A 20,538-nucleotide genomic window follows, 5' to 3' on the forward strand; every position below is an offset into this window, starting at 1 on the left:
CAGAAACCCATTAATTAAATGGGTTTCTGAAAAAGATTAAATGGAGGCCGTACAACACTATAGTTTGATGTGTGTTGTACTGGTAGAAGAATGATTTATCTCGGCAAGCTCTGCCAAAGTAGCAATCGTAGTTTTAACAATATTGCTTATGAAAGTAAAATTAAGTTTTTCTATAGTATCCTTAGGTGTATCAAGAAACACGTTTCTTGTTTCCCCTCCATCTCCAATATGTAAAGCCTTAATATCTTTTCTCCAAAACACAAAATGATCACTGGCCATCAAATCCGGAGTCATTTCTCCATTATAAGCAGTAACTAATGGAACTACTTTTAAATCTGTGACATATTTAGATGCACTTGAAGTAAAAGCATCCTGTAATAACTTTGAATTTTTATTACCTGTATTTACGACAAAATCACCTTTGTAATCATTTTTCGCTATTGCAGCAACTTCGGCTGGAAAAATTATATCATATCCTTTTGGAATAAGTTGAGATTTAGGCTTGGTTGAATAGAAGCCAATCATATCATAATTAATTACCCCGTCTACCTTTTCATCAGCTCCCAAACCTCCGTTAAAAACGTAATTTTTACTTCCTATAAGCCCCATTTCTTCAAGATCAAAGCCAATAAAACGAATGGTGTTTTTATAATTGTATTGCGATAAAATCCTAGCAGCTTCCAGAATCCCTGCTACTCCGGATCCATTATCATCTGCTCCGGGACTTTTCTTAGTTGTATCAAAATGTCCGCATAAAATATAGACTTTCGGCTGCAGCTGGCTTCCCGTTCTTTCTCCTATAATATTCTGGCCCTTATCATCATTATAGGTAAAATCATGTCTGTTTGCTTTTAAATTGTATGAACTAAAATTATTATGCAGCAAATCTTTTACTTCTTCTTTATGCCTGGCCCCGGCTTTATCTTTGTAATAACGGTTTCCATAAATAGTATTCATATACGATTTTAATCTCATGGTATCAACCTGGGCAACCAGATCTTCAATTTTCACTTTATAAAGATCATCAGCAATAAGACTAACTGTAAAAGTTTCTATATTTTTTATTGAATCCGGATAGATAAAAGAAATACTCTTTTTGGTTCCTTTCATAACAGGGAATCCTACATCCCCCTTGAGGTCACGAAGTATGGAAGATACATGATGACCAGCGTGATTAGTAACTTCTAATGCAATTTTCAGCTTGTCATTTTCAGCATCATCAACATCGTAGTTTATAGTCAGACTATGATTTTGAGCATTATTAGTAAAACTCACATTACTAATCACAGGAACCTGATTTTGTGCGGAGGCATTAAAAAATACTGAATGCAGAATTAAAGAAATTGGGATGGCAATTTTAGCTAACATAAGATTTTAGTTTAATAAAAAATTAATTAAATGGTTGAGATTTATTGTTATAAAATAATGGAGAATTATACCCGAAAAACTTCGCGAATTATGATTGCATAATTCGATTTTGAAAGGCACTAATAATAAAAAGAATTGATTAGGTATTAGTTATGAGTATGAGCTAACATCTCTTTGTTCTTTGTAAACTCTATTAAAAATTCAGTATAGTTGTCAGAGTTTTTTTTCAGAGAAAATACAAATCCGTGGTTTATTAAAATATCTCTGATCAGCATGAGACCGATTCCCTGTCCATCTTTCTTTGTACTGAAAAAGGGAGTAAACAGGTTAAATTTATTCTCCTCCGAGATTCCTTTTCCACTGTCCTGGACGGACAGCTGAAGAGGAGAATTCTGAGTAGTAATTATTATAGTTCCTTTGTCTTCAATTGCTTCAATAGAATTCTTAATTACATTTATGAGAACAAGTTCTATTTGCTGCACGTCAAATTGTATATAAAGAGGATCTTTTGTTAACCTTAATTCTAATTCAATACCCCTGTTTTTACATTCAAAGCTTAAAAGGATTCCAATTGAACGAACTAACTCATTTAAATCTTCAATTACTTTAACCGGCCCGGGTAAACTCGCTACACTGGCAAAGTTGGACATAAAATTGCTCAAAAGCTTATTTCTGTCTATTGAGACCTGGAGGGCTTCTTCGTAATCTTTCTGATCATCCTTATCCAGTTGTTCCTTATAGCTTATAAATGAATTAAGTATTGAATTTACCGCTCCCACTGAGTTATTAATCTCGTGAGCCATCATCCGTATTACTTTTTCATAGGCTTTCTTTTCTGCCTTAATAATTTCATCTGTCAGTTCATCAATTAATATGAATTTCCGATGAAATCCTCTGTCTATAAAGTATGATAGGGTAAGTTTATATATTTTGAGTCCTCCAACATGAACAATTCTGGATTCATCTTCATTCAGTTCAAATATTTCTGTGGCAAGCTTGCCAGGTATCTCTGAGAAGGTTTTCCCCAGGAGTACTTCACTATTAAAACCCAGGATCTTTTCGGCAGATAAATTAAGGGATTCTACTTTGTCATCAAAGTTAACTACAATTATTCCTGAAGGTGAAGCCTGAATTAATTTATGCAAAACGTAATGCTGCTCCTGCTGTGCAATCCGCTCCTCTTTCAATTTATCAATCATCTTATTGTATACATCAATGAGCTGATCGAATTCAGGCTGTCCTACTTTTATAAACTTTGACGTGAATTCTTCTTCTTTTATTGATTCAATTCCTGAAGCAATGAGATTTAACGGACTCACCAGTCCCTTATAAATCTGAAAAGAAAGTATGATCGATATTACTATAAAAACTTCAGAAATCATGAAAAAATAAAGGTCATGCGAAAGAAGTTTGATAACCAGAAAAATAAGTATACAATGAATAACTGTGACAAATAATATAAACTTACTCCTTATTCTCATACTGAATTCCATATTTATCCAATCTTCTGTACAATGCCCCCCTGCTTAAGCCCAATGACTTTGCCACCTTACTTATATTATGATTAAAGTGTGCCATTGTCCTTTTAATCAATTCTAATTCCATTTGATCTATAGTCATATCCCCTAAAGGAAAGCTCCCTTTAGATTTCTTGGGATGAGATTGAATCTGGTTTAAAAAATCTTCAATTTCCAGCAAATCTTTCCCGGAAATCAGAACCGTTCTTTCTACCAGATTCTTTAGTTCACGAATATTCCCTGGTAAAGGCAGCTCCATTAACCATTTTAATGCTTTATTACTTACTTCAAGCTTGTCTTTCTGGTAAATTTCCTTCAGGTTCTGGATGAAATATTTTACCAGTAAAGGTATATCTCTGGGTCTTTCTCTAAGTGACGGAAGTTTTATGGTAATCAGATTAATCCTATAAAAAAGGTCTTCCCTGAATTTGTTCTGTTCCACCATCTCTTCGAGATTTCGGTTAGTAGCACAAATAACTCTAATATCAGCTGTCCTGGCCTTGCTATCTCCAAGTACTTCGTAAGTCCTGTCCTGTAATATTCTAAGTAATTTAACCTGGCTACTTAACTCCAGGTCCCCAACTTCATCAAGAAAGATAGATCCTTTATTAGCCAAAGTAAATCTGCCTACTCTTTCTTCTTTCGCATCTGTAAAAGCACCTCTTTTATGCCCAAACATTTCACTTTCGAAAAGTGAGGACGAAATCCCTCCAAGATTGACCTTTACAAAAGCATGGTTATGCCGGGAGCTATTCATATGAATAGCCTCTGCTATCAGTTCTTTTCCTGTACCACTTTCCCCTTGTATAAGTATTGGGGCTTCCGTTGAACTTGCTCTTCCTATTATTTCAAGGATTGATAACAGTGCAGGATCTTCTCCGATTATTTTCCGGAAATCATATAACTCGTCTAAACGCTTTCTACTGATAGATGTTTCCTTAGCCTTAGTGGGATGAAAAAGACTTAGAAGCATTCTTACTGAACTCAGCATATGGCTATTATCCCAGGGCTTACTGATAAAATCTGAAGCCCCTAATTTCATTCCTTCTACCGCCAAAGCAATAGTACTCCAACCTGTAATGAGAATGACCGGGATATCAACGCTGATTTTTTTTATCTTCTTTAATAACTCAATTCCTTCTTTGCCGGATGTTTCCAAAGAAAAATTCATATCCATCAATATCAATTCCGGAATTTCTTCATGGATTACCAATAGCGCTGTTTCCTGTGAATCAGCTGTATTAACCTGATGCCCTTCTTTTTTTAATAAGAATTTTAATGAGGTCCTAACCGCTATATCATCGTCAATTACGAGAATCATGTTTTATTGATTTACTAAATTATAACCCGTAGCCACTGATATTTCTCTAATCATATATATATTTTCCTGATTGAAATTAACCAATTCGTCTACAGATCTTTCTTTTTTAATACTAAAGAAGCTATTAAGATAAAGATTATTCCATAACAACCAGGTACAATAAGACTTTGAGCTGAAATAAATTTCTGAGCATTCGAAACTCCATACTTTAAAAAAGGAAGTTCTATGATATTACGAATAGAAGAAACAGGCAAATAGTTACCAATGTAACCAGGTAAATTAAAGCCCAGCAAAGGTTCGATCACAGCAGAATATAATAAAAGAACCCCGATTGCTATACCTGGCTTTTTAAAAAGCAAACCCAGCAAAAAAGCAAAACAAAGATATATAAAGGATTGAAACATAAATGCAAAGATAAATTCGCTGTTATGCATTGAAACAGCGAAAGAGGTATCTTCAGAATTTGAAAGACCTATACCGTAGGTTATCAGGAAAACATACATAGCTGCACCGATGCTTAAAAGGAATATTGGCCAGAGTTTGGCTATCAAAAAATCACGTCTGCTCCATCCATCAATTATATTCTGACGAATTGTTCGGAATTCATACTCGTTTGTTATAGAAATAATTACAAATATGGCTAATATGATATTGAAGAAACCTGCAATATAAGTTGCCGTATGCCAGACATCAGGAAATTTGAGAATTGGCATGTTATCAAGGTTAACTCCATCTTTCACAAAAACATTTCGGAGGTTTAAGGCCAATATGCCTAATGTTACAGCATATAGGGTTATAAACACCCAAAAAGTCCTGTAATTAGTAATCTTTTTCAACTCTACTTTCAATAATTGTATCATTTTGATTCCGATATTAATTCCATGAAACGATTTTCTAGAGTTTCCCTTTTCTGAACAAGATGTGTCAGGGATATTTTTCTTTCTGTTAGCAGAAAATTATTTAGCACTCCACAACTGATAGGATGGGTAAAAGAAACAAGAAATTTATCATTATCAGCCTCAATTAACCTGGTATATTGATAATTCTCAAGAACATCATAAAGTTTCCCCATATCATCTGCTGCGACTTCAATAACAGAAGATTTTTTATTAATCTCCCCTACTTTGCCTGCAAGCAACAAGCGTCCGTTCTTTAATATGACCACATCAGTGCAAATCTTTTCTATTTCATCTAGCAAATGACTTGAAATTATAATGGTAGTTCCCATTGAAGCAATTTTCAATATCAACTCCCTGATCTCTACAATTCCCTGCGGATCAAGACCATTAGTGGGCTCATCAAGGACCAGGACTTCGGGTTTACTGATCAGCGCAGCCGCTATCGCCAGCCTTTGTTTCATTCCTAAAGAAAAAGTACTGAATTTATCTTTCCTTCTATCGAATAATTCTACAATCCTGAGTACCCGCTCTATATTGTCTTTAGAAACCTGCTTAATTCCGACGACCACTTCAAGATTCTTCTCTGCAGATAAGTATGGATAGAAGTTAGGATGCTCAAGAATGGCCCCTATCCTTCCTCTGTTTCCTTTTAGTGGAGCTTCACCAAACCAGTAATAATTTCCATGGTCTCTGTTCAAAACATTGAGAACAATACCTAAAATCGTAGTCTTTCCACTTCCATTTGGGCCCAGCAATCCAAATATACTGCCCTTTTTAACCTCAAATGATACATCAGCTACTGCTTGTATATGTTTATACTTCTTTTGAAGGTTTTCTATTTTAAGAATTGAATCCACTTTGATTTAATTATGGTTAATAAAGATCCCTGACCTATTCTTCATGCAATGCATTCGCAGGCTGTATCTTAGCTGCCTGACTGCTGGGGTATAAAGCACAAAATGTGGTAAAGACATATATGATTGGAATGGCTACCGCTATCGCTGTTATATATACGTTTGGAGTGAATCCCAAAAAATTCAGTAAAGGAAATTGAATCATCAGAACAAAGGCAGGTATAACACCAAATGTTGTCAATACAAAAACTTCTCCTAAGATTTGTTTATAAATTTGCATTGATGTGGCACCTATCGCTCTTCTTAATCCCAATTCCGATTTCCTAAGATTAATATTGTTCCAAAGTACGCCGAATAGCCCCATGGCAATATTAATAATCAAAAAACCATAGACAATAAAGTTTAAAGCAACCGTAGAAAAATTCTCATTTAAATCGGCTTCTTTGTAAGCGCTTAAACTTGAAATATTCACTTTCCATTCATTGGGGTTTATGACAGAATTCAGCTCTCTGGATAATTTTTCTTCAAGGGCAAAAACATCTCCGCTCTTACTTCGAATCAAAATATCACCGGTCGTTGATGTCGTATCTTCAGCATTATATCTTAAAAAGAAGCCTGGCTTAATTTCATCATTCAGATTTTTCCTATAGAAATCTACCAGCCCAACAACTACATATGGCTCTTTATTTATCTCAATTTTCTGATCAATAGCACTCCCATTTGCAAAGAACTTTTCCTGAAACGCTTTATTAACTACTATTGACTTAGCTCTTAATCCATTATCCTGGGTTTTAAACCATCTTCCTTCCAGTATATTTAAGCCCATTACATCCTTAAATTTATCATCGGCATCCCACTGGAACACTTTTTCTGAAACTGGCCCTACCGTTAGTTCTACCTCATGCGTAGATCCGTATTTAAAAGGAATTGCATTTTTAGAAAGTGTTACATCCTGAATCTCAGGCATTGATTTTAGCCTTGCTACAACTTTATTCACCACTCCTTTTAAAGAATCTGCAGATGACTCTTCAGGCGATATTTCAAGTGAAATGATATTATCATAAGAAAACCCTAATGGTTCTGAATAATTATTATAGCGATACCCTATAAATGCTATCAGTAAAAACAGTATAAAACATGAAAGAAAGATCTCCAGAATAATAAGAAAATTACTTTTTTTACGCTTCCACATTAATTTAAACAGATGACTTATCATAATTTGTTTCCTTTTAGAGCTTGAATAATATTTATTCTGGACATTTTATAAGCGGGATATACCCCAGAGATAAGCGCAAAAAATATGCATAATCCTATACTATAAAAGAATATCCTTAAATTTATCGTAACCGCTCCAATGGTTTCATGCCCAGGATAAGAATTGATCAGATAGCCTGAAATCATTGGTAAAACAATAATGGAAAGAATAAAACCTATAATTCCTCCAACAAAAGTTACGAGCATATTTTCTACAAGAAATTGTATCACGAGTGTATAAGATGAAGCTCCGAAAGCTCTTCTTACACCAATTTCTGATGCACGTTCTTTAATACGGCTGATATTGATATTAACCAGATTAAAGGTTGGCAGCAGCATAAATAAAAACATAAGGATCAATATAAAGAAGACTGTCTTTATAGTACTTGGTTCATACTTATTCCAGATCCTTCCAAAAATCTCAATTACGCTTTCAGGGCTGGATGAGAGCCTGTCATATCTATCAGGCTCAGGAAACTGAACATGAGAAATACTTTTTTGAAATTCATCCTTTATTTTACCAAAATCATCACTCGAGGAAGCTAACAGGATTGCATTATAATTGCCATCCAAACTGGTTTTAGAAATATTATTCTTATCTGATGTCAGGGGTACCCAAATATCAGCAAAAGCTCTTTCACTATCCATAGACACATCCTCTACAACTCCTGATACTTTATACAAAACACCTTTTACTTCAATTTCTTTACCTACGGCATTTTCATTTCCAAAAAAGTGTTTTTTAGTAGTTTGATTAATAACTACTACCTTATTTTCTTCATCAATATCTTTTTCATTGAAAGCTTTACCTTCCAGAAACTTAAAATCAAGAATTTTCCAATACTCACCATCCGTAAATTTCACTTCATGAAATATCTTCTTGTTTTTACTAAACGACTTAATAGTATTATTGGAATAAAATGATACTTTTTGTGGTGATTCCAACTTTTTCACGTAAGTTTTGAGAAAGTAATAGCTCGGTTTTACAATTTCTCTTTTATCATTCTTGAAAACAAATAACCGATCAACAATCAATACTTTATCGAGATTATTTTCAGGAGCTTTGGGACTAATTGTCAGATCAAGTCTGGCAACCAGTATAGTCACGAACAAAAGCGTTATGCTTATACCAAACAAACTGACGAAAGTGAAAAACTTCCTCCTTAAAAGCACTTTTATCGCAATTTTTATATAATTTTTCAGCATATTATTAACCCGTTAATTTGAATTTTAATTTTCTTAATCTACCTGACTACCATCAAAAAAACGAATCAAACGAGAGGTTTTCTGAGTTACATTCTCATCGTGCGTAACCATTACAATGGTTGTACCTTCTTTGTTAAGATTCAATAGTATATTCATCACTTCTTCACTCATTACACTATCCAGATTTCCTGTAGGTTCATCGGCAAGAATCAAATCCGGGTTACCTACAATTGCTCTGGAGATAGCGACCCTTTGTCTTTGTCCTCCTGAGAGCTGGTTAGGATAATGTTTTGTTCTGGCACTTAAACCAACTTTATTTAAAGCTTCCAGAGCCCTGTCTCTTCTTTCAGCACCAGACATTTTTCTATAAAGCAAAGGCAATTCTACATTATCCAATACAGTAAGATCATTAATAAGATGAAAACTTTGAAAGATGAACCCTATTTTTTCATTCCTCAACCGGGATAAATTCTTATCTCCATAATTATCCACTACTCCACCATCTATTTCGACAATCCCCTTGGACGGATTATCTAAAAGTCCCATAATATTCAATAGCGTACTTTTACCACAACCCGATGGCCCCATTATAGAAACAAATTCACCTTTTTTAATTTGTAGATTTACCTTATTCAGTGCTACAGTCTGTATAGTATCTGTCTGGTAAATTTTCTCAATATCTTTAAGATAAATCATATTCGATTTGCTTTCAGACTTTGTATATGCTGAAATTGGTGATTCATCATTTTGTGTATAATCCTGTTTCATCTTTATTAATTTAGGTACAACTATATTTTTCTATTCTATACTAATTCCTTTTACTATTCTTAAAATCATAAAGTGTCAGAACTTTTAGGTATTGATAAGAAAGCCAGAAATTTTTCAAAGAAAATAAATACTCGCTCTGTGCACTATCCTTTTCTTGTAAAGCGATGTTTAAATCTGTTATTCCCAAATCACCTACGACATATCTTTTCATCGAAATTGAATATCTTTTTTGTGCAATTTCATTAGCTTCTTTATTGATTTTAACCAGCTCCCTGTTCATAGTAAACTGTTTGACCTGGGTTCTGATCTGATTTCCAAAATTTATCTGTTCCTGGGCTATAGTATATTCGACCAGTTTTTTATTAGCCTGAGCCGTTTTTATTTTAGATGTTCTCAGCCCCCAATCCAGTATTGGAAAATTAAATCCAATGTTAAAAGATTGTTCATTAGCCGGATTACGATAAACCTCAGAGACTGCAGAACCTCGCCCGGAAAGACCAATAGTAGCGACTAAGTTTGCCCTGAAACCGCTGGTTCCCCTGGCCTCTGCTACATCCCTTTCAGCCTCAAGAGTTCTCCTTTTGTAGGAAACAATATCCGACCTTTTCCTCGTTCCTTCTGAGAGGACAGAATCAACATTAATATTAAAGGCCGGGATACTATCAGGTAGTATAAGTTTAACATCACCTTCTCCTAAAAAACCGGTAAAGGACTTGAGATTTAATGTTGCAACTTCTGCTCCGAGTGCTGCCTGTGCTACTGCCTTGTTGGTATTAATAAGAGCTAGTTTAAGCTGCAATAATTCATTTTCAGAAATTTTACCAAGGCTATATCTCACTTTACCAATGTTGTAAATCGCATCATTATTCGCCAGGTTATTTTTTGAGATATCGTATATTTTTTGGGATATCAATAGTTCAAAGAAAAGCGCCGAAACCTGCAATCCGACATTTTCTATATCCTCGCTAAATTTTTTCTGAGACTCTGCATATCGTAATGGTTGTATTTTACGATCCCAACGTAATGCATTATAAGAAAATAATGGTTGTTTAATTCCAATGAATGTGGGTTTACTACTATATTGAGTCTGATCAATATAGAAATTTTTAAACTGTTCAATTTTTGAACTGATGAATACCTCTCCTCCCGTTAAACCAATAGACTGGCTAAGTGAAAGATCTACTGTAGAATAATTATATGAAACTGGAACAAATGCTATACTACCATCATTTTGCTGAACATTTTGAAATGTTCTGTTAAAACCTGGTAAACTCCCAGACATTGATAACTGAGGCTTGTAGGTAGAATTAAAAGTCTTCCACTGCCAGTATTTGTTTTCTTTAATCGTATTGGCCTGAAGTGACGCCAACGATTTATCTTTAGATAGCTTTATGATTTCCTCCAGAGTATATGCATGATTGTTATCATTATTCTGAGAAAAACCATCTATAGAAATGGAAAGCAATAATAGTATTAAAATGAAGTGAACAAGTCTTAGATACATCATATTATTTTATAATAGCCTCGTTTAACTTACTGTATTCCTTTGTGTCAGAAATTATTATTTTATCTCCTTCTTTTAAACCGCTTTTAATTTCTACATAATCCTGATTGCTCTCTCCAATTGTCACAGCTTTGGCAACAGCCTTATTATTATCAATGACAAAGACTTTCATATTAGAAGCCCCGCTATAAAATGGGCCGTTCTTTACACGGAGTATTTTATCCTTAAAAGAGGTTACAACAAAGAGATCAGTTTTCAAATTTGATCTTAATTTATTATTACTCTTAGCTTTCAGGTTAACCATAAACTTAATAATGCCATTTTCTACAGCGGGTTTCACATTCCCTATCTCACCTCTTAAATCTGTATTATTTATTCTTACAATTACTTCTCCGCCAACTTTTAATTGATCTGCAAAATGATCAGAAATACTTCCTTCTACTTTAAATGTATTTAAGTCTGCTATTCTAACTAATTCTGAACCTGCGTCTATTTTTGACCCGATCTGATCAGCTACCCAGGTAATTACACCATCCCTGCTGGCTCTTACCTCGGCCTGTTCTAATCTTTTTTCTAATTCCTGAATACTTTTTTCCTGTATATTGATCTCGAATCCCAAACCGTTTAAATCAGCAGCCATTGATTTTTGCTGGTTCTTAACCTGATCCTCAATTTGCTTTAACTCGAGTTTTGCTATTTCCAGATTCAATTTGGCTTGCTGAAGATTTTCTTTTGTTCCACCGCCAATTTCTATAAGATATTTTTCTCCTTTGAGTTTAGACTCCAGATTCTCAATATTTACTTTCTTAACAGCATACTGAGTTTTCATATCAGTGAGGGTCTTATTCAGGCTCAGTCTTAATTGCACAATTTTATTTCTATTTAGCTTTTGTGCATCATATAATTTATCCAACTGTATCTGGATAAACTCCTTGTCCAACTTTAAAATGGGTTCTCCCTTTTTCACTTTATCCCCTGCATTATGTAAAATCTGTTCCAATTTTGCTTCTATTGGGCTTGTTATGATTTGTTCGTACTCAGGAACGACTAACCCTGCTGCAGTAATAGTGGCTTCCATTGATCCTACCTCTACAATACCTGTCTTAATTTCATTTTTGCTGATTGAGCTCTTTATCAGAAACCTGAAACCTAAGAAAAATAATACCAGAGCAATGCCAATCAAAAATATTTTAAAATATAGTTTTCTCTTCTTAACCTGCTTTACTGAAACGGGAATTTCTATGTCCATTTTTTTAATTTATATAATCCATTTTGCAATTCACATGCCAATCATAAAATACTAATAAACAGCCAATTAACTCATTTCAACTTCAATAAAAATGTCCATTTATGGACACCGTGTTCACTTCTGTTAATCTTATCGATCTGGCAAAATACTGGCGCACTTAATCGGCCGAATATCTTTGGACATTCTTCGGAACAAATAGTCTATCTGGATGGGGAGGGCTGGATTTGATTTGAATATGAAATCCCTGGAAGGGATAGATTTCAGTTATGGGAGCTCTTCGGTATGAGCTCCCATATTGCAAAAAGTCCAGCAACTTTTATGGAGTTAAATAGCAGATTCTACAAAAGCTATTGATTTATTATATAGTAGTTCTTTTTCACCGTACAATCTTTCAGCTATCCCACCTTTCATTCTCCATTGCTCAATCAGCTTATTAGAGGCAACTATTGGGTGAGAAGCATCTGTGTACTTTATACTGCTGATAAACTCAAGCCACGGCTCCATCCCCATAGCATACACATATACTTCTTTTGGATTGAAAATATTGACCAGATCCATTCCTCTTTCAAAGTTGGACCCTGCAAGTCTTCTGGAGCTATCTTTATCCCTTGATAACTCTTCTGTCAAAAGAGGACCGTATAACCAGGTAAGTGGTGCCCCATCACATTCCATTCCAAGAAAAACAACGTCCAGATCTCCAATCTCTTTCTGAATATGCTGATACAATTCTGGCGCTACATTACAGGAATCAGCAGCAAAAAGAATAGAAAAATCACCGACATTCACATGATGACAAATTTTTGCCTGAATGTTTAAATCACAATGCTCACCAATAAAAGGGATCCCGGTAATTTGACAATCCTTAAAATTAATTGTTTCCATCTCACCAATCTCAATGACATTTTCAAATCCAATTTTATTAAACATCAGCTTCAGATTTGGGTCTTGTAAAGCCCCGCCAGAAGTTCTTGGTACAACTAAATTTCTTATTTTATGTCTGAGCGGAAGTAACGTTTCAAATAAAATATGGTCCTGATGATTGTGCGTAATCAATACATAATCGATTACCTCCGGAAGATCCATATCAGAAAAACGGGCTACATCAGATTGATAACCATAATAGCTAATCAGAGGATCTACCAGAATACTTACATCCTTTGTCTCCACTAAAATACAGGCATGCCCGAAATATCTCATCCTGATTTTATCACCTTCATATTTTTCGTAAGCTGTTGGAGGCGTTTCTGTAAACATTGAATCAAACAGTTCCTCTTGTTCCGGATTAAGATCAATCATTTCTTTGATCACATTAATCTCTCCGGGAATCCGTTTCATTTTTGCAAGTGCATCAATCGCCGGGCTGTTAAATGGAATATTCAAGTGTATAACATTATCATCATCTAATTTTGGCGTACTTAATGCAAATGGGCGCTCATCATTTTGAGTAACCCATAAAGCTATACTCTGAGATGATTCATTGTAAAACTTACTTTTATAAAGCAAACTTTCAAAAAATCTAAAAGACGCATTATTATTTAAATCATATACCAGTTCTACATATCCTTTTAACTCTTCAGGTATACTGGCATACAAAGATTCTAATGAAAATCCCTTTGCCTCATGTTTAAGCATCCTATCTAATTCTTTTATTGACTCACAAAAGCTTAAAAGCTCCTTTTGCTTTTCAACAGTATCATTAACAAGCTGCTTTACCTCGTTTACTCTTCCACCCTTAAGATCCATAAATGGGCCTCCAAGCATTTTAGGATTCTTAACAGCTGCCGCGTGGATCTGTGGAGCCTGAAGATAAGAATTCATGATTTTTAAATGTCTGCCCACTATGTTCATTGCGGCAGTAGCTGGTGAGATTAAATGAGACCACGCATACCAGCGATCATACAAAGGTTCAATTACAACGTTTGGTTTTAAATAAAGGCTTTTCATTGTTTCCGGATTACAGGTTTAATAATTTTAATTTTGTCTAAGGAGCTTTTAGTTATTACACACAAACTATCCAGGACATTCATAAAGAGATGAGTAATTAATAAAAAATAAGTTTAGAGGCATTCGGAATGATTTCCTGCCGTTGCAGATCAAGAGTTAAAAACAGACTTACCATTTTCAAGCTGCACACCTTCTCTACGATCTCGTACAATATTAGTATCAGCTACAATTTTCCCAAAATCAAACTTTATAGTTCGATCGCAAAAAGAAAAATAATAGTCATCATGAGTAACCAATAGCATCGTTTTACCCAGGTCTTTAAAATGTGGTAACAGAACCGAATAAAAATAATCCCTGAACTGTGGATCCTGCTCTGCGGCCCATTCGTCAAGGATCAATATCTCTCGTTCCTCCATTAAAGCATAAATCATTGCTAATCTTTTCTGTTGTCCTTTTGACAAGTCATTACTAATGAAATTCTCTCCCTCAACAAATTGAAGCACATTATTCATTTTTAATTTGTCAATGAATTCTTTCAGCTTTTGGTTGCTCTGATCTAAAGAGAACGAATCATAGTTAGCGTTGAAAAGATAATTACTGGTAAATATTGCAGATATTTTATCACGATAGCCAGGATATAAATCTTTTGTAATCTTTTCTCCATTAAAATATATATGTCCTTCACTAGGTTCATATAATCCGGTTAAGAGATTGATAAATGTGCTTTTACCACTCCCATTTCCTCCTGTAACAAAAATCAATTCTCCTTTTACTATTTCTAAATTAATTGGTCCAACTACAAAGAATTTTTCTTTATGCGTATCATAATACTCATACATCACATCTACCAGTTTAAGCGTTTTGAATTCTGCTTCATTTAGCGTGATTTCTTTATCAGTGGCTTCCGATTTAACTTGAGTTAGCAGCATATCCTCTAACTGCTGGATTCTGGTAAAGGCTACTTTAACCCGGGTATAAAGCGGGACTATAGAAATCAAAGTGGCTATAGGAGCCATCAGGTATAATATTGTAATGACAAGAGAAGTTACCTGCTCAGAGCTGACTTTATCAATATTAGGTAATGCAAACAGGGTAATGCCAAGGATAATAAACCAACTGTAATTACCAATTAATTCATTATTCATATATTTCACTGAACTGCTTACCCCCAGTAGTTTACCTTCTATCCGATTGTTTTTCAAGAATTTATTATAAATGGTACTATTTCTTTTCAAACTCATTTTGAGTTCTTTAAATCCATCCAATAAATCTATAAGATATTTATAATAGTCATTTTGGAGGTCTCTTAATTTATTTAATTCATTTTCAATACCGCGATTCTTATAAAGATACAGACAAAGCAAAAGTCCCATTAATCCTGTAATGATGACTCCGCCAATTATTGAAACCCAAAACAAATAGCCTAATGCACAAATGATCAAGACACAAGAATTAATCACATTCACAATAATGTCTGGTATTTGCCCGACAATTCTTGTGTCTCCAATTGCAGAATATATCTTTTGCTGTCCGAGCTTTTCAAAAGAGGTATAGTTAGCCTGTCCTATGGAATTTAAAATAGATAACTCCATATCCAGTAATACGGTTTGGGTAAGGTTAATAATATAATTTTGAAACAGCCTCTTAATGACAAAAGAAAAACTTAGTATACCAAAAAATAAAATCCAGTCATAGCCTTTAAAGAAAAGATGCTTTTCAACTATAATCTTATTAATGAATACAAGAAGCGTACTGTATACAATACTATTTACTGCACTCAAAAGAATCAGAAAGAAATAGAATTTTTTAGATCCATTGGTGAATTTATTTAATATGCTCATCTTATCAGAAATGTACTATTAATAGGTTTAATTGATTAATTAATGGGATTGGCCTTGAAATAACTCCGCGTAAACAGATGAATAAGGCTAATTTGAAATTGAGTCTTCCAAACCAGATTTACAGAAATGTCCTATAGTGATATTGGGATCACCTACTACCCGGCTTAGTGTACTTTTGAATTTCTCAGTTAGAAATTCAGCTTCTTCTTTGACAAAGAATTCTGGTTTGTAATCACACATCAGGATCATACCATTGTTATATTCATGAAATGTGAAATTAATATCAAAAGTGGGGGTTCCTGTAGCTCTGTGTCTGGATTCAAAATCAGTAATCTGCCTTTTATTTGAACTGCCAAAATTTAATAAGTGAATAAAAACAGTGCCGATTAAATCCATAGAAATATCAGAATCCTTGAGTATCTTTTCAAAAGGATACACCCTGTGTTCTAAAGATTCCAATATACCTTCACCGACTTCTCTGATATAATTCCCGATCAGATAATCCGGAGAAATTCTGTTCTTGATAATTAAGGTATTCAAAAACCAGCCAATTAAACCACTAAAATCTTCATGATCTCTCGTCGTAACAGGGGTACCAATAAATATCTCTTTCTGTCCTGTTATTTCATACAGGAAAATATTTAAAGATGCGGTAAGAATTGAAAAAAGACTGCTGTTGATACTTTTGGAGAGTTTAACAAGATGAGTATAGAAATCAGCGTCTAATGTCGTTCTGTAAGATGCCCCCTCTAAAGGTCTTGCAGAAAAAATATGTCCGTTTAATGAAATCAGATCTGGCTCTGACATTTCATGATAATATTCCTTTACTTCCCTGGTCAGCAAGGCTTTGTGAGAAGGTTCCAGATATTGTTTTTCAGCATAATAGTTATCACGTTTAAACAATCTTAAAGGATTAATATCCCCAGATAGTTTATTACTCCAAAACTGTCTGTGGATTTCACCCCTTTCGCCGTAGGCAATCTCTCTTTCCCAGGCAACATAGTCTTTGTGTTGAATAGTCAGATCGGGCAAAGAGCCAGCACTATCGTTAAGGAAACAATCATATAATTCGAGTAACTCTTTCTCAATAACATCTATTGAGGTTGCGTCAGAGATAATATGATCTATGGTAAAAACAAAATTATAAGTTTCGTCTTCCATTCTAAATACTTTAATATCAAAAAACGGCCCTTTCTCCCAGTCAAAATAGCTGTTAAATCTTTTCTCTATTAAAGTATTAATTGTATGTTTTTTGTTTTCATCATCTCTTAAATCATAAACCTTTATCGTATAATCCAGAGAATCAGCGCTGTGGATTTTCTGTTTGATTTGATGATCAATCAGCACAAAAGTAGTTCTTAAGCTTTCATGTCTTTCAACCAGACTATAAAATGCTTTTTTTAGAACCTCCAGATTTAATGAATCAAACACCGCAAAATGCCCCATGTTGAAAACCGGGAAATTTTTACTAAATGTTTTCTTTAACCAAAGTCCTTTTTGTCCCCAGGATAAATCATAATACTCTTCCTGACCAGCACTTTTAATTATTTCAGCCTTGTTTTGTTCAAAACCAACAATTGCAATTGCCAGTTCCCTTATCGTAGGATAGGTGAAAATATGCTTTAATTTTATCTTTGATTTGAGTTCCCGATGAATACGTGATACTACCCTGATTGCTTTCAGAGAATGACCACCTAACTCAAAGAAATTGTCAGTAACACCCAGATGTGATTTTTCCAGAATGTCTTCCCAAATAGCTACCAGCTTTCGTTCGGTATCATTTTTTGCTGGTATTACTTCTGCTTTAAGTTCAATGGAATCCGAATGAATACGGCCTAATGATTTCCGGTCCAGCTTTCCATTTGAATTTAATGGTAATGCAGGAAGAAATATGACTTCGGAAGGAATCATATAGGAAGGAATAACCTGCTTAAGACTATGAATAAGATCAGCAGTTTTTAAATTATATCCTTCTTTTATAACTACAAAGGCACAAAGATATTTATTCCCTTTACTATCTTGTTTATCTATGACTACCCCATTCTTTACTCCCGGTATTCTAATTAAATTATGATCTATTTCTCCAAGTTCAATACGGTAACCTCTTATTTTCACAAGATGATCTTTTCTACCAAAGAACTCAATATTTCCATCAGGAAGATACCTTCCAATATCTCCGGTTTTATAGAGTCTTGAATTGTTCTTGCTTATAAATGGGTTTTTCATGAAAACTGCATCTGTTTTCTCTTTATCATTCAAATAACCTCTGCCTACAGCAACACCAGAAACACATATTTCCCCCTTTACTCCAATAGGGCAAAGATTCTGGCCATTATCCATAATATAAACATTTATATTATACAGAGGCTTCCCAACAAATATTGTTTTTGTATCAGGAAGACTATTCATCGTATAATGTGTAATCGTATCGGAAGCCTCTGCCGGGCCATAGGAATTAACAAATTTTATATGTGAAAATCGTTCAAACCACCGCTTAACCAAACTTTTCTGAATTACCTCACCAATTACAAGTATCGTTTTGAATTTTGGATAGGTATAAGAATGATTTGATTCCAGGACCTCTAACAGAACAGCTAAATAAGAAGGAACTACCTGCATCACTGTTACGGCATCCCTTTCTGTCTTATCTACAAATCTTTCAGGATCAAGTATGAGATCCTTATCATAAATAATTGTTTTTCCACCAGCGACAATGGCAGAAAAAAGCTGCCATACAGAAATATCAAAACACTGTGAAGCACTTTGAACGACAATACTATCTTCCGAAAGATTTAAATCTTTTACTTTACAAAAAATATGATTAATCATTCCTCTATGTTCTACCATAGCTCCTTTAGGTTTTCCTGTAGAACCGGATGTATAAATAACATAAGCCAAACTGCTTACATCTATACTATTTTTTAAATCAGAACTATCTTCAAGTTCAAAATACACTTCACTTTTATCTGTGTAAATTACTTTTACGATTTCCGCCACTTCCTCTTCCAGTTCTTTTGGAAAGGACGCGGTATTTGTTACGATTAATTTAGCACCAGAATCTTTAATCAGGTTCCTGATATGCTCCAAAGGGTATGCAGGATCAACAGGGATATATGCAGCTCCTAATTTCCATATAGACAAAATAGTGCTTAAGAATATTTCAGAGCGATCCATAATTAACATAACCAGATCATCTTCGCCTATGGCAATCTGATTATGAATATATCTGGCTGTTCTATTTACGTATGCATTCAGCTCTTTATAAGTTATTCTTATCTCATTGCATTCAACTGCTATATTATCTGGTCTTTTTTCCGCATGTTTTTCCAGATAATTTATGACTGTCTTATCTTCAGGAAACGCAAATGCCGAATTATTTAAATCATCTAAAATAAATCTCGTTTCCGCTTCCGAGATTATACTTAAATTCTCCACCTTAAGATTCTCATCTTCAATTACCTGATCAATAATTTTATTAAAGTGTAAAAAGATGTTATTAATTAATGTTTCGTCAAACACATTCCGATTGTATTGCAGAAAGAGAACAAGCTCGGGATTTGTAGCAACAGTTACCTGTAAATCGTAATTTGTCTGCTCAAACATTTCAATGCTGGAAACTTTTAGATTATCACCAGTTCTGCCAGATGGATTATCACTAACTGGTAAGGGAGTATTCTGAAAAATAAAAATATGATCAAACAATTGCTGATTTTGATTATTTTCTGATTGAATATCCGCTAAAGAATAATATTGATGTTTTTCACTGCTTAAGGCATTGTCCTGAGTTGCTATTACAAGATCGATAAATGATATATCTTCATTATAATTAATCCTGACAGGAAGTGTATTGATAAATAACCCGATGATAGATTCAACATCTGGTATTTCGCTTGGTCTGTTGGCCATAACAGAACCGAATACAACATCTCTGGAATTATTATATTTAGATAATAGAATCCCCCAAACGGTCTGAATCAAAGAATTTACTGTAACCTGATATTTTTTTGACAGCTCATTTACAGCACTGGTCTGATGACTCGTCAGAAAGAAATCTGCAGTTTCCCTCAGGAATTTATTTTCTAAATAAACTGCATTTGTTCCCGGCATAACAGATCCGCCCTCATAACCCTCCAGATAGCTACTCCAAAACTGTCTGGCATCATTTTTATCTTGTCTTTCAAGCCACTTCAGATAATCGCCAAAGGAACGAGCCGGATTAAGTTTTGGTATTGTATGTTGAAAAAGAGCATTATAAATCACATAAAATTCTTCAATTAAAATTCCGGCACACCATGCATCCATCAAAATATGATGATTACTCCAGATTAATTCGTATTCCTCATCACCAGTTTGCAGCAGAGATACTCTCATTAAAACGTCTGAAGATAACTTGAAGGAACGTTCGATATCCTTTTTTCTAAAGTTGCTGATATATTCTGCCATACTATCCTCTTCAGAAATAGATCTTATATCTTCAAAATAGAATTCGGATTTTCTATTTTTCAACACGACCTGAACAGGTATAGAAACGCCTTCATGAACAAAAGCTACTCTCAGAATGTCATGTCTTTTGAACAATTCATCTAAACTTGCCCGAACTACATGTTGATCAAAAGCTCCATGGATGCGGTAGGATACCTGATTAAAATACGCCGCAGAGGAATCATTCAGCAAAGCATGAAATAACATACCTTCCTGCATAGGAGTCAATGAAAAGATGTTCTCTATATTACCATTTGTACGCATGGGAAACTAATTAGATTTCGTTAATGTAATGCCAGACTGATTTGAGAAAAACATCCTTCAGGCTATA

Annotated in this window: 13 protein-coding genes; all 13 read right to left on the reverse strand. The window is 34.3% G+C overall.

Annotation, left to right across the window (positions count from 1 at the left end; genetic code table 11):
- Positions 1 to 57 precede the first annotated feature (57 nt).
- The 13 genes from PL_RS08600 to PL_RS08660 all read right to left on the reverse strand — a co-directional run bounded on the left by PL_RS08600 (position 58) and on the right by PL_RS08660 (position 20,471).
- On the reverse strand, positions 58 to 1,368 hold the full coding sequence (locus tag PL_RS08600; protein WP_041886411.1) for a M28 family peptidase: 1,311 nt from the start codon (positions 1,366 to 1,368) through the stop codon (positions 58 to 60).
- A gap of 146 nt (positions 1,369 to 1,514) precedes the next feature.
- Positions 1,515 to 2,750 carry a sensor histidine kinase gene (locus PL_RS08605; protein ID WP_160292162.1) on the reverse strand — a complete coding sequence of 412 codons (1,236 nt, stop codon included), beginning with the start codon at positions 2,748 to 2,750 and terminating at the stop codon, positions 1,515 to 1,517.
- Between the two features lie 82 nt (positions 2,751 to 2,832).
- A complete protein-coding gene (locus PL_RS08610) occupies positions 2,833 to 4,206 on the reverse strand; it encodes a sigma-54-dependent transcriptional regulator (protein ID WP_348621455.1) in 1,374 nt (457 codons plus the stop codon).
- Between the two features lie 89 nt (positions 4,207 to 4,295).
- Positions 4,296 to 5,066, reverse strand: coding sequence for an ABC transporter permease (locus PL_RS08615; RefSeq protein WP_041886414.1), 771 nt, complete (start codon positions 5,064 to 5,066; stop codon positions 4,296 to 4,298).
- The gene (locus PL_RS08620) at positions 5,063 to 5,962 is read right to left on the reverse strand and encodes an ABC transporter ATP-binding protein (protein WP_041886416.1); all 900 of its coding nucleotides are present in this window, start codon (positions 5,960 to 5,962) and stop codon (positions 5,063 to 5,065) included. The genes PL_RS08615 and PL_RS08620 overlap by 4 nt, the downstream gene beginning before the upstream one ends.
- 34 nt (positions 5,963 to 5,996) lie before the next feature.
- Entirely contained in the window at positions 5,997 to 7,151 is a 1,155-nt protein-coding gene (locus tag PL_RS08625) for an ABC transporter permease (RefSeq protein ID WP_160292163.1), read from the reverse strand.
- Between the two features lie 20 nt (positions 7,152 to 7,171).
- Positions 7,172 to 8,419, reverse strand: a complete 1,248-nt coding sequence (locus tag PL_RS08630) for an ABC transporter permease (protein ID WP_041886420.1) — start codon at positions 8,417 to 8,419, stop codon at positions 7,172 to 7,174.
- 33 nt (positions 8,420 to 8,452) lie between these two features.
- Positions 8,453 to 9,187 (reverse strand): ABC transporter ATP-binding protein, encoded by a 735-nt coding sequence (locus PL_RS08635; protein ID WP_316933294.1) that lies wholly within the window; start codon positions 9,185 to 9,187, stop codon positions 8,453 to 8,455.
- A 40-nt stretch (positions 9,188 to 9,227) separates the two neighbouring features.
- Positions 9,228 to 10,694, reverse strand: coding sequence for a TolC family protein (locus tag PL_RS08640; protein WP_082036043.1), 1,467 nt, complete (start codon positions 10,692 to 10,694; stop codon positions 9,228 to 9,230).
- Position 10,695: 1 nt separating this feature from the next.
- Positions 10,696 to 11,940, reverse strand: a complete 1,245-nt coding sequence (locus PL_RS08645) for an efflux RND transporter periplasmic adaptor subunit (RefSeq protein WP_041886422.1) — start codon at positions 11,938 to 11,940, stop codon at positions 10,696 to 10,698.
- A gap of 324 nt (positions 11,941 to 12,264) precedes the next feature.
- Positions 12,265 to 13,884 (reverse strand): MBL fold metallo-hydrolase, encoded by a 1,620-nt coding sequence (locus PL_RS08650; RefSeq protein WP_041886424.1) that lies wholly within the window; start codon positions 13,882 to 13,884, stop codon positions 12,265 to 12,267.
- Positions 13,885 to 14,033: 149 nt separating this feature from the next.
- Positions 14,034 to 15,725 carry a cyclic peptide export ABC transporter gene (locus PL_RS08655; RefSeq protein WP_041886428.1) on the reverse strand — a complete coding sequence of 564 codons (1,692 nt, stop codon included), beginning with the start codon at positions 15,723 to 15,725 and terminating at the stop codon, positions 14,034 to 14,036.
- An 87-nt stretch (positions 15,726 to 15,812) separates the two neighbouring features.
- On the reverse strand, positions 15,813 to 20,471 hold the full coding sequence (locus tag PL_RS08660) for a non-ribosomal peptide synthetase (RefSeq protein ID WP_082036044.1): 4,659 nt from the start codon (positions 20,469 to 20,471) through the stop codon (positions 15,813 to 15,815).
- Positions 20,472 to 20,538: the final 67 nt, after the last annotated feature.

Source organism: Pedobacter lusitanus (genome assembly GCF_040026395.1).
In the GTDB taxonomy this organism is placed as follows: domain Bacteria; phylum Bacteroidota; class Bacteroidia; order Sphingobacteriales; family Sphingobacteriaceae; genus Pedobacter; species Pedobacter lusitanus.

Excerpts from the sequence above, each read along its gene's own strand:
- PL_RS08600 (WP_041886411.1), bottom strand. The coding sequence starts at position 1,368 with ATGTTAGCTAAAATTGCCATCCCAATTTCTTTAATTCTGCATTCAGTA.
- PL_RS08605 (WP_160292162.1), bottom strand. The coding sequence starts at position 2,750 with ATGATTTCTGAAGTTTTTATAGTAATATCGATCATACTTTCTTTTCAG.
- PL_RS08610 (WP_348621455.1), bottom strand. The coding sequence starts at position 4,206 with ATGATTCTCGTAATTGACGATGATATAGCGGTTAGGACCTCATTAAAA.
- PL_RS08615 (WP_041886414.1), bottom strand. The coding sequence starts at position 5,066 with ATGATACAATTATTGAAAGTAGAGTTGAAAAAGATTACTAATTACAGG.
- PL_RS08625 (WP_160292163.1), bottom strand. The coding sequence starts at position 7,151 with ATGTGGAAGCGTAAAAAAAGTAATTTTCTTATTATTCTGGAGATCTTT.
- PL_RS08630 (WP_041886420.1), bottom strand. The coding sequence starts at position 8,419 with ATGCTGAAAAATTATATAAAAATTGCGATAAAAGTGCTTTTAAGGAGG.
- PL_RS08635 (WP_316933294.1), bottom strand. The coding sequence starts at position 9,187 with ATGAAACAGGATTATACACAAAATGATGAATCACCAATTTCAGCATAT.
- PL_RS08640 (WP_082036043.1), bottom strand. The coding sequence starts at position 10,694 with ATGATGTATCTAAGACTTGTTCACTTCATTTTAATACTATTATTGCTT.
- PL_RS08645 (WP_041886422.1), bottom strand. The coding sequence starts at position 11,940 with ATGGACATAGAAATTCCCGTTTCAGTAAAGCAGGTTAAGAAGAGAAAA.
- PL_RS08650 (WP_041886424.1), bottom strand. The coding sequence starts at position 13,884 with ATGAAAAGCCTTTATTTAAAACCAAACGTTGTAATTGAACCTTTGTAT.
- PL_RS08655 (WP_041886428.1), bottom strand. The coding sequence starts at position 15,725 with ATGAGCATATTAAATAAATTCACCAATGGATCTAAAAAATTCTATTTC.
- PL_RS08660 (WP_082036044.1), bottom strand. The coding sequence starts at position 20,471 with ATGCGTACAAATGGTAATATAGAGAACATCTTTTCATTGACTCCTATG.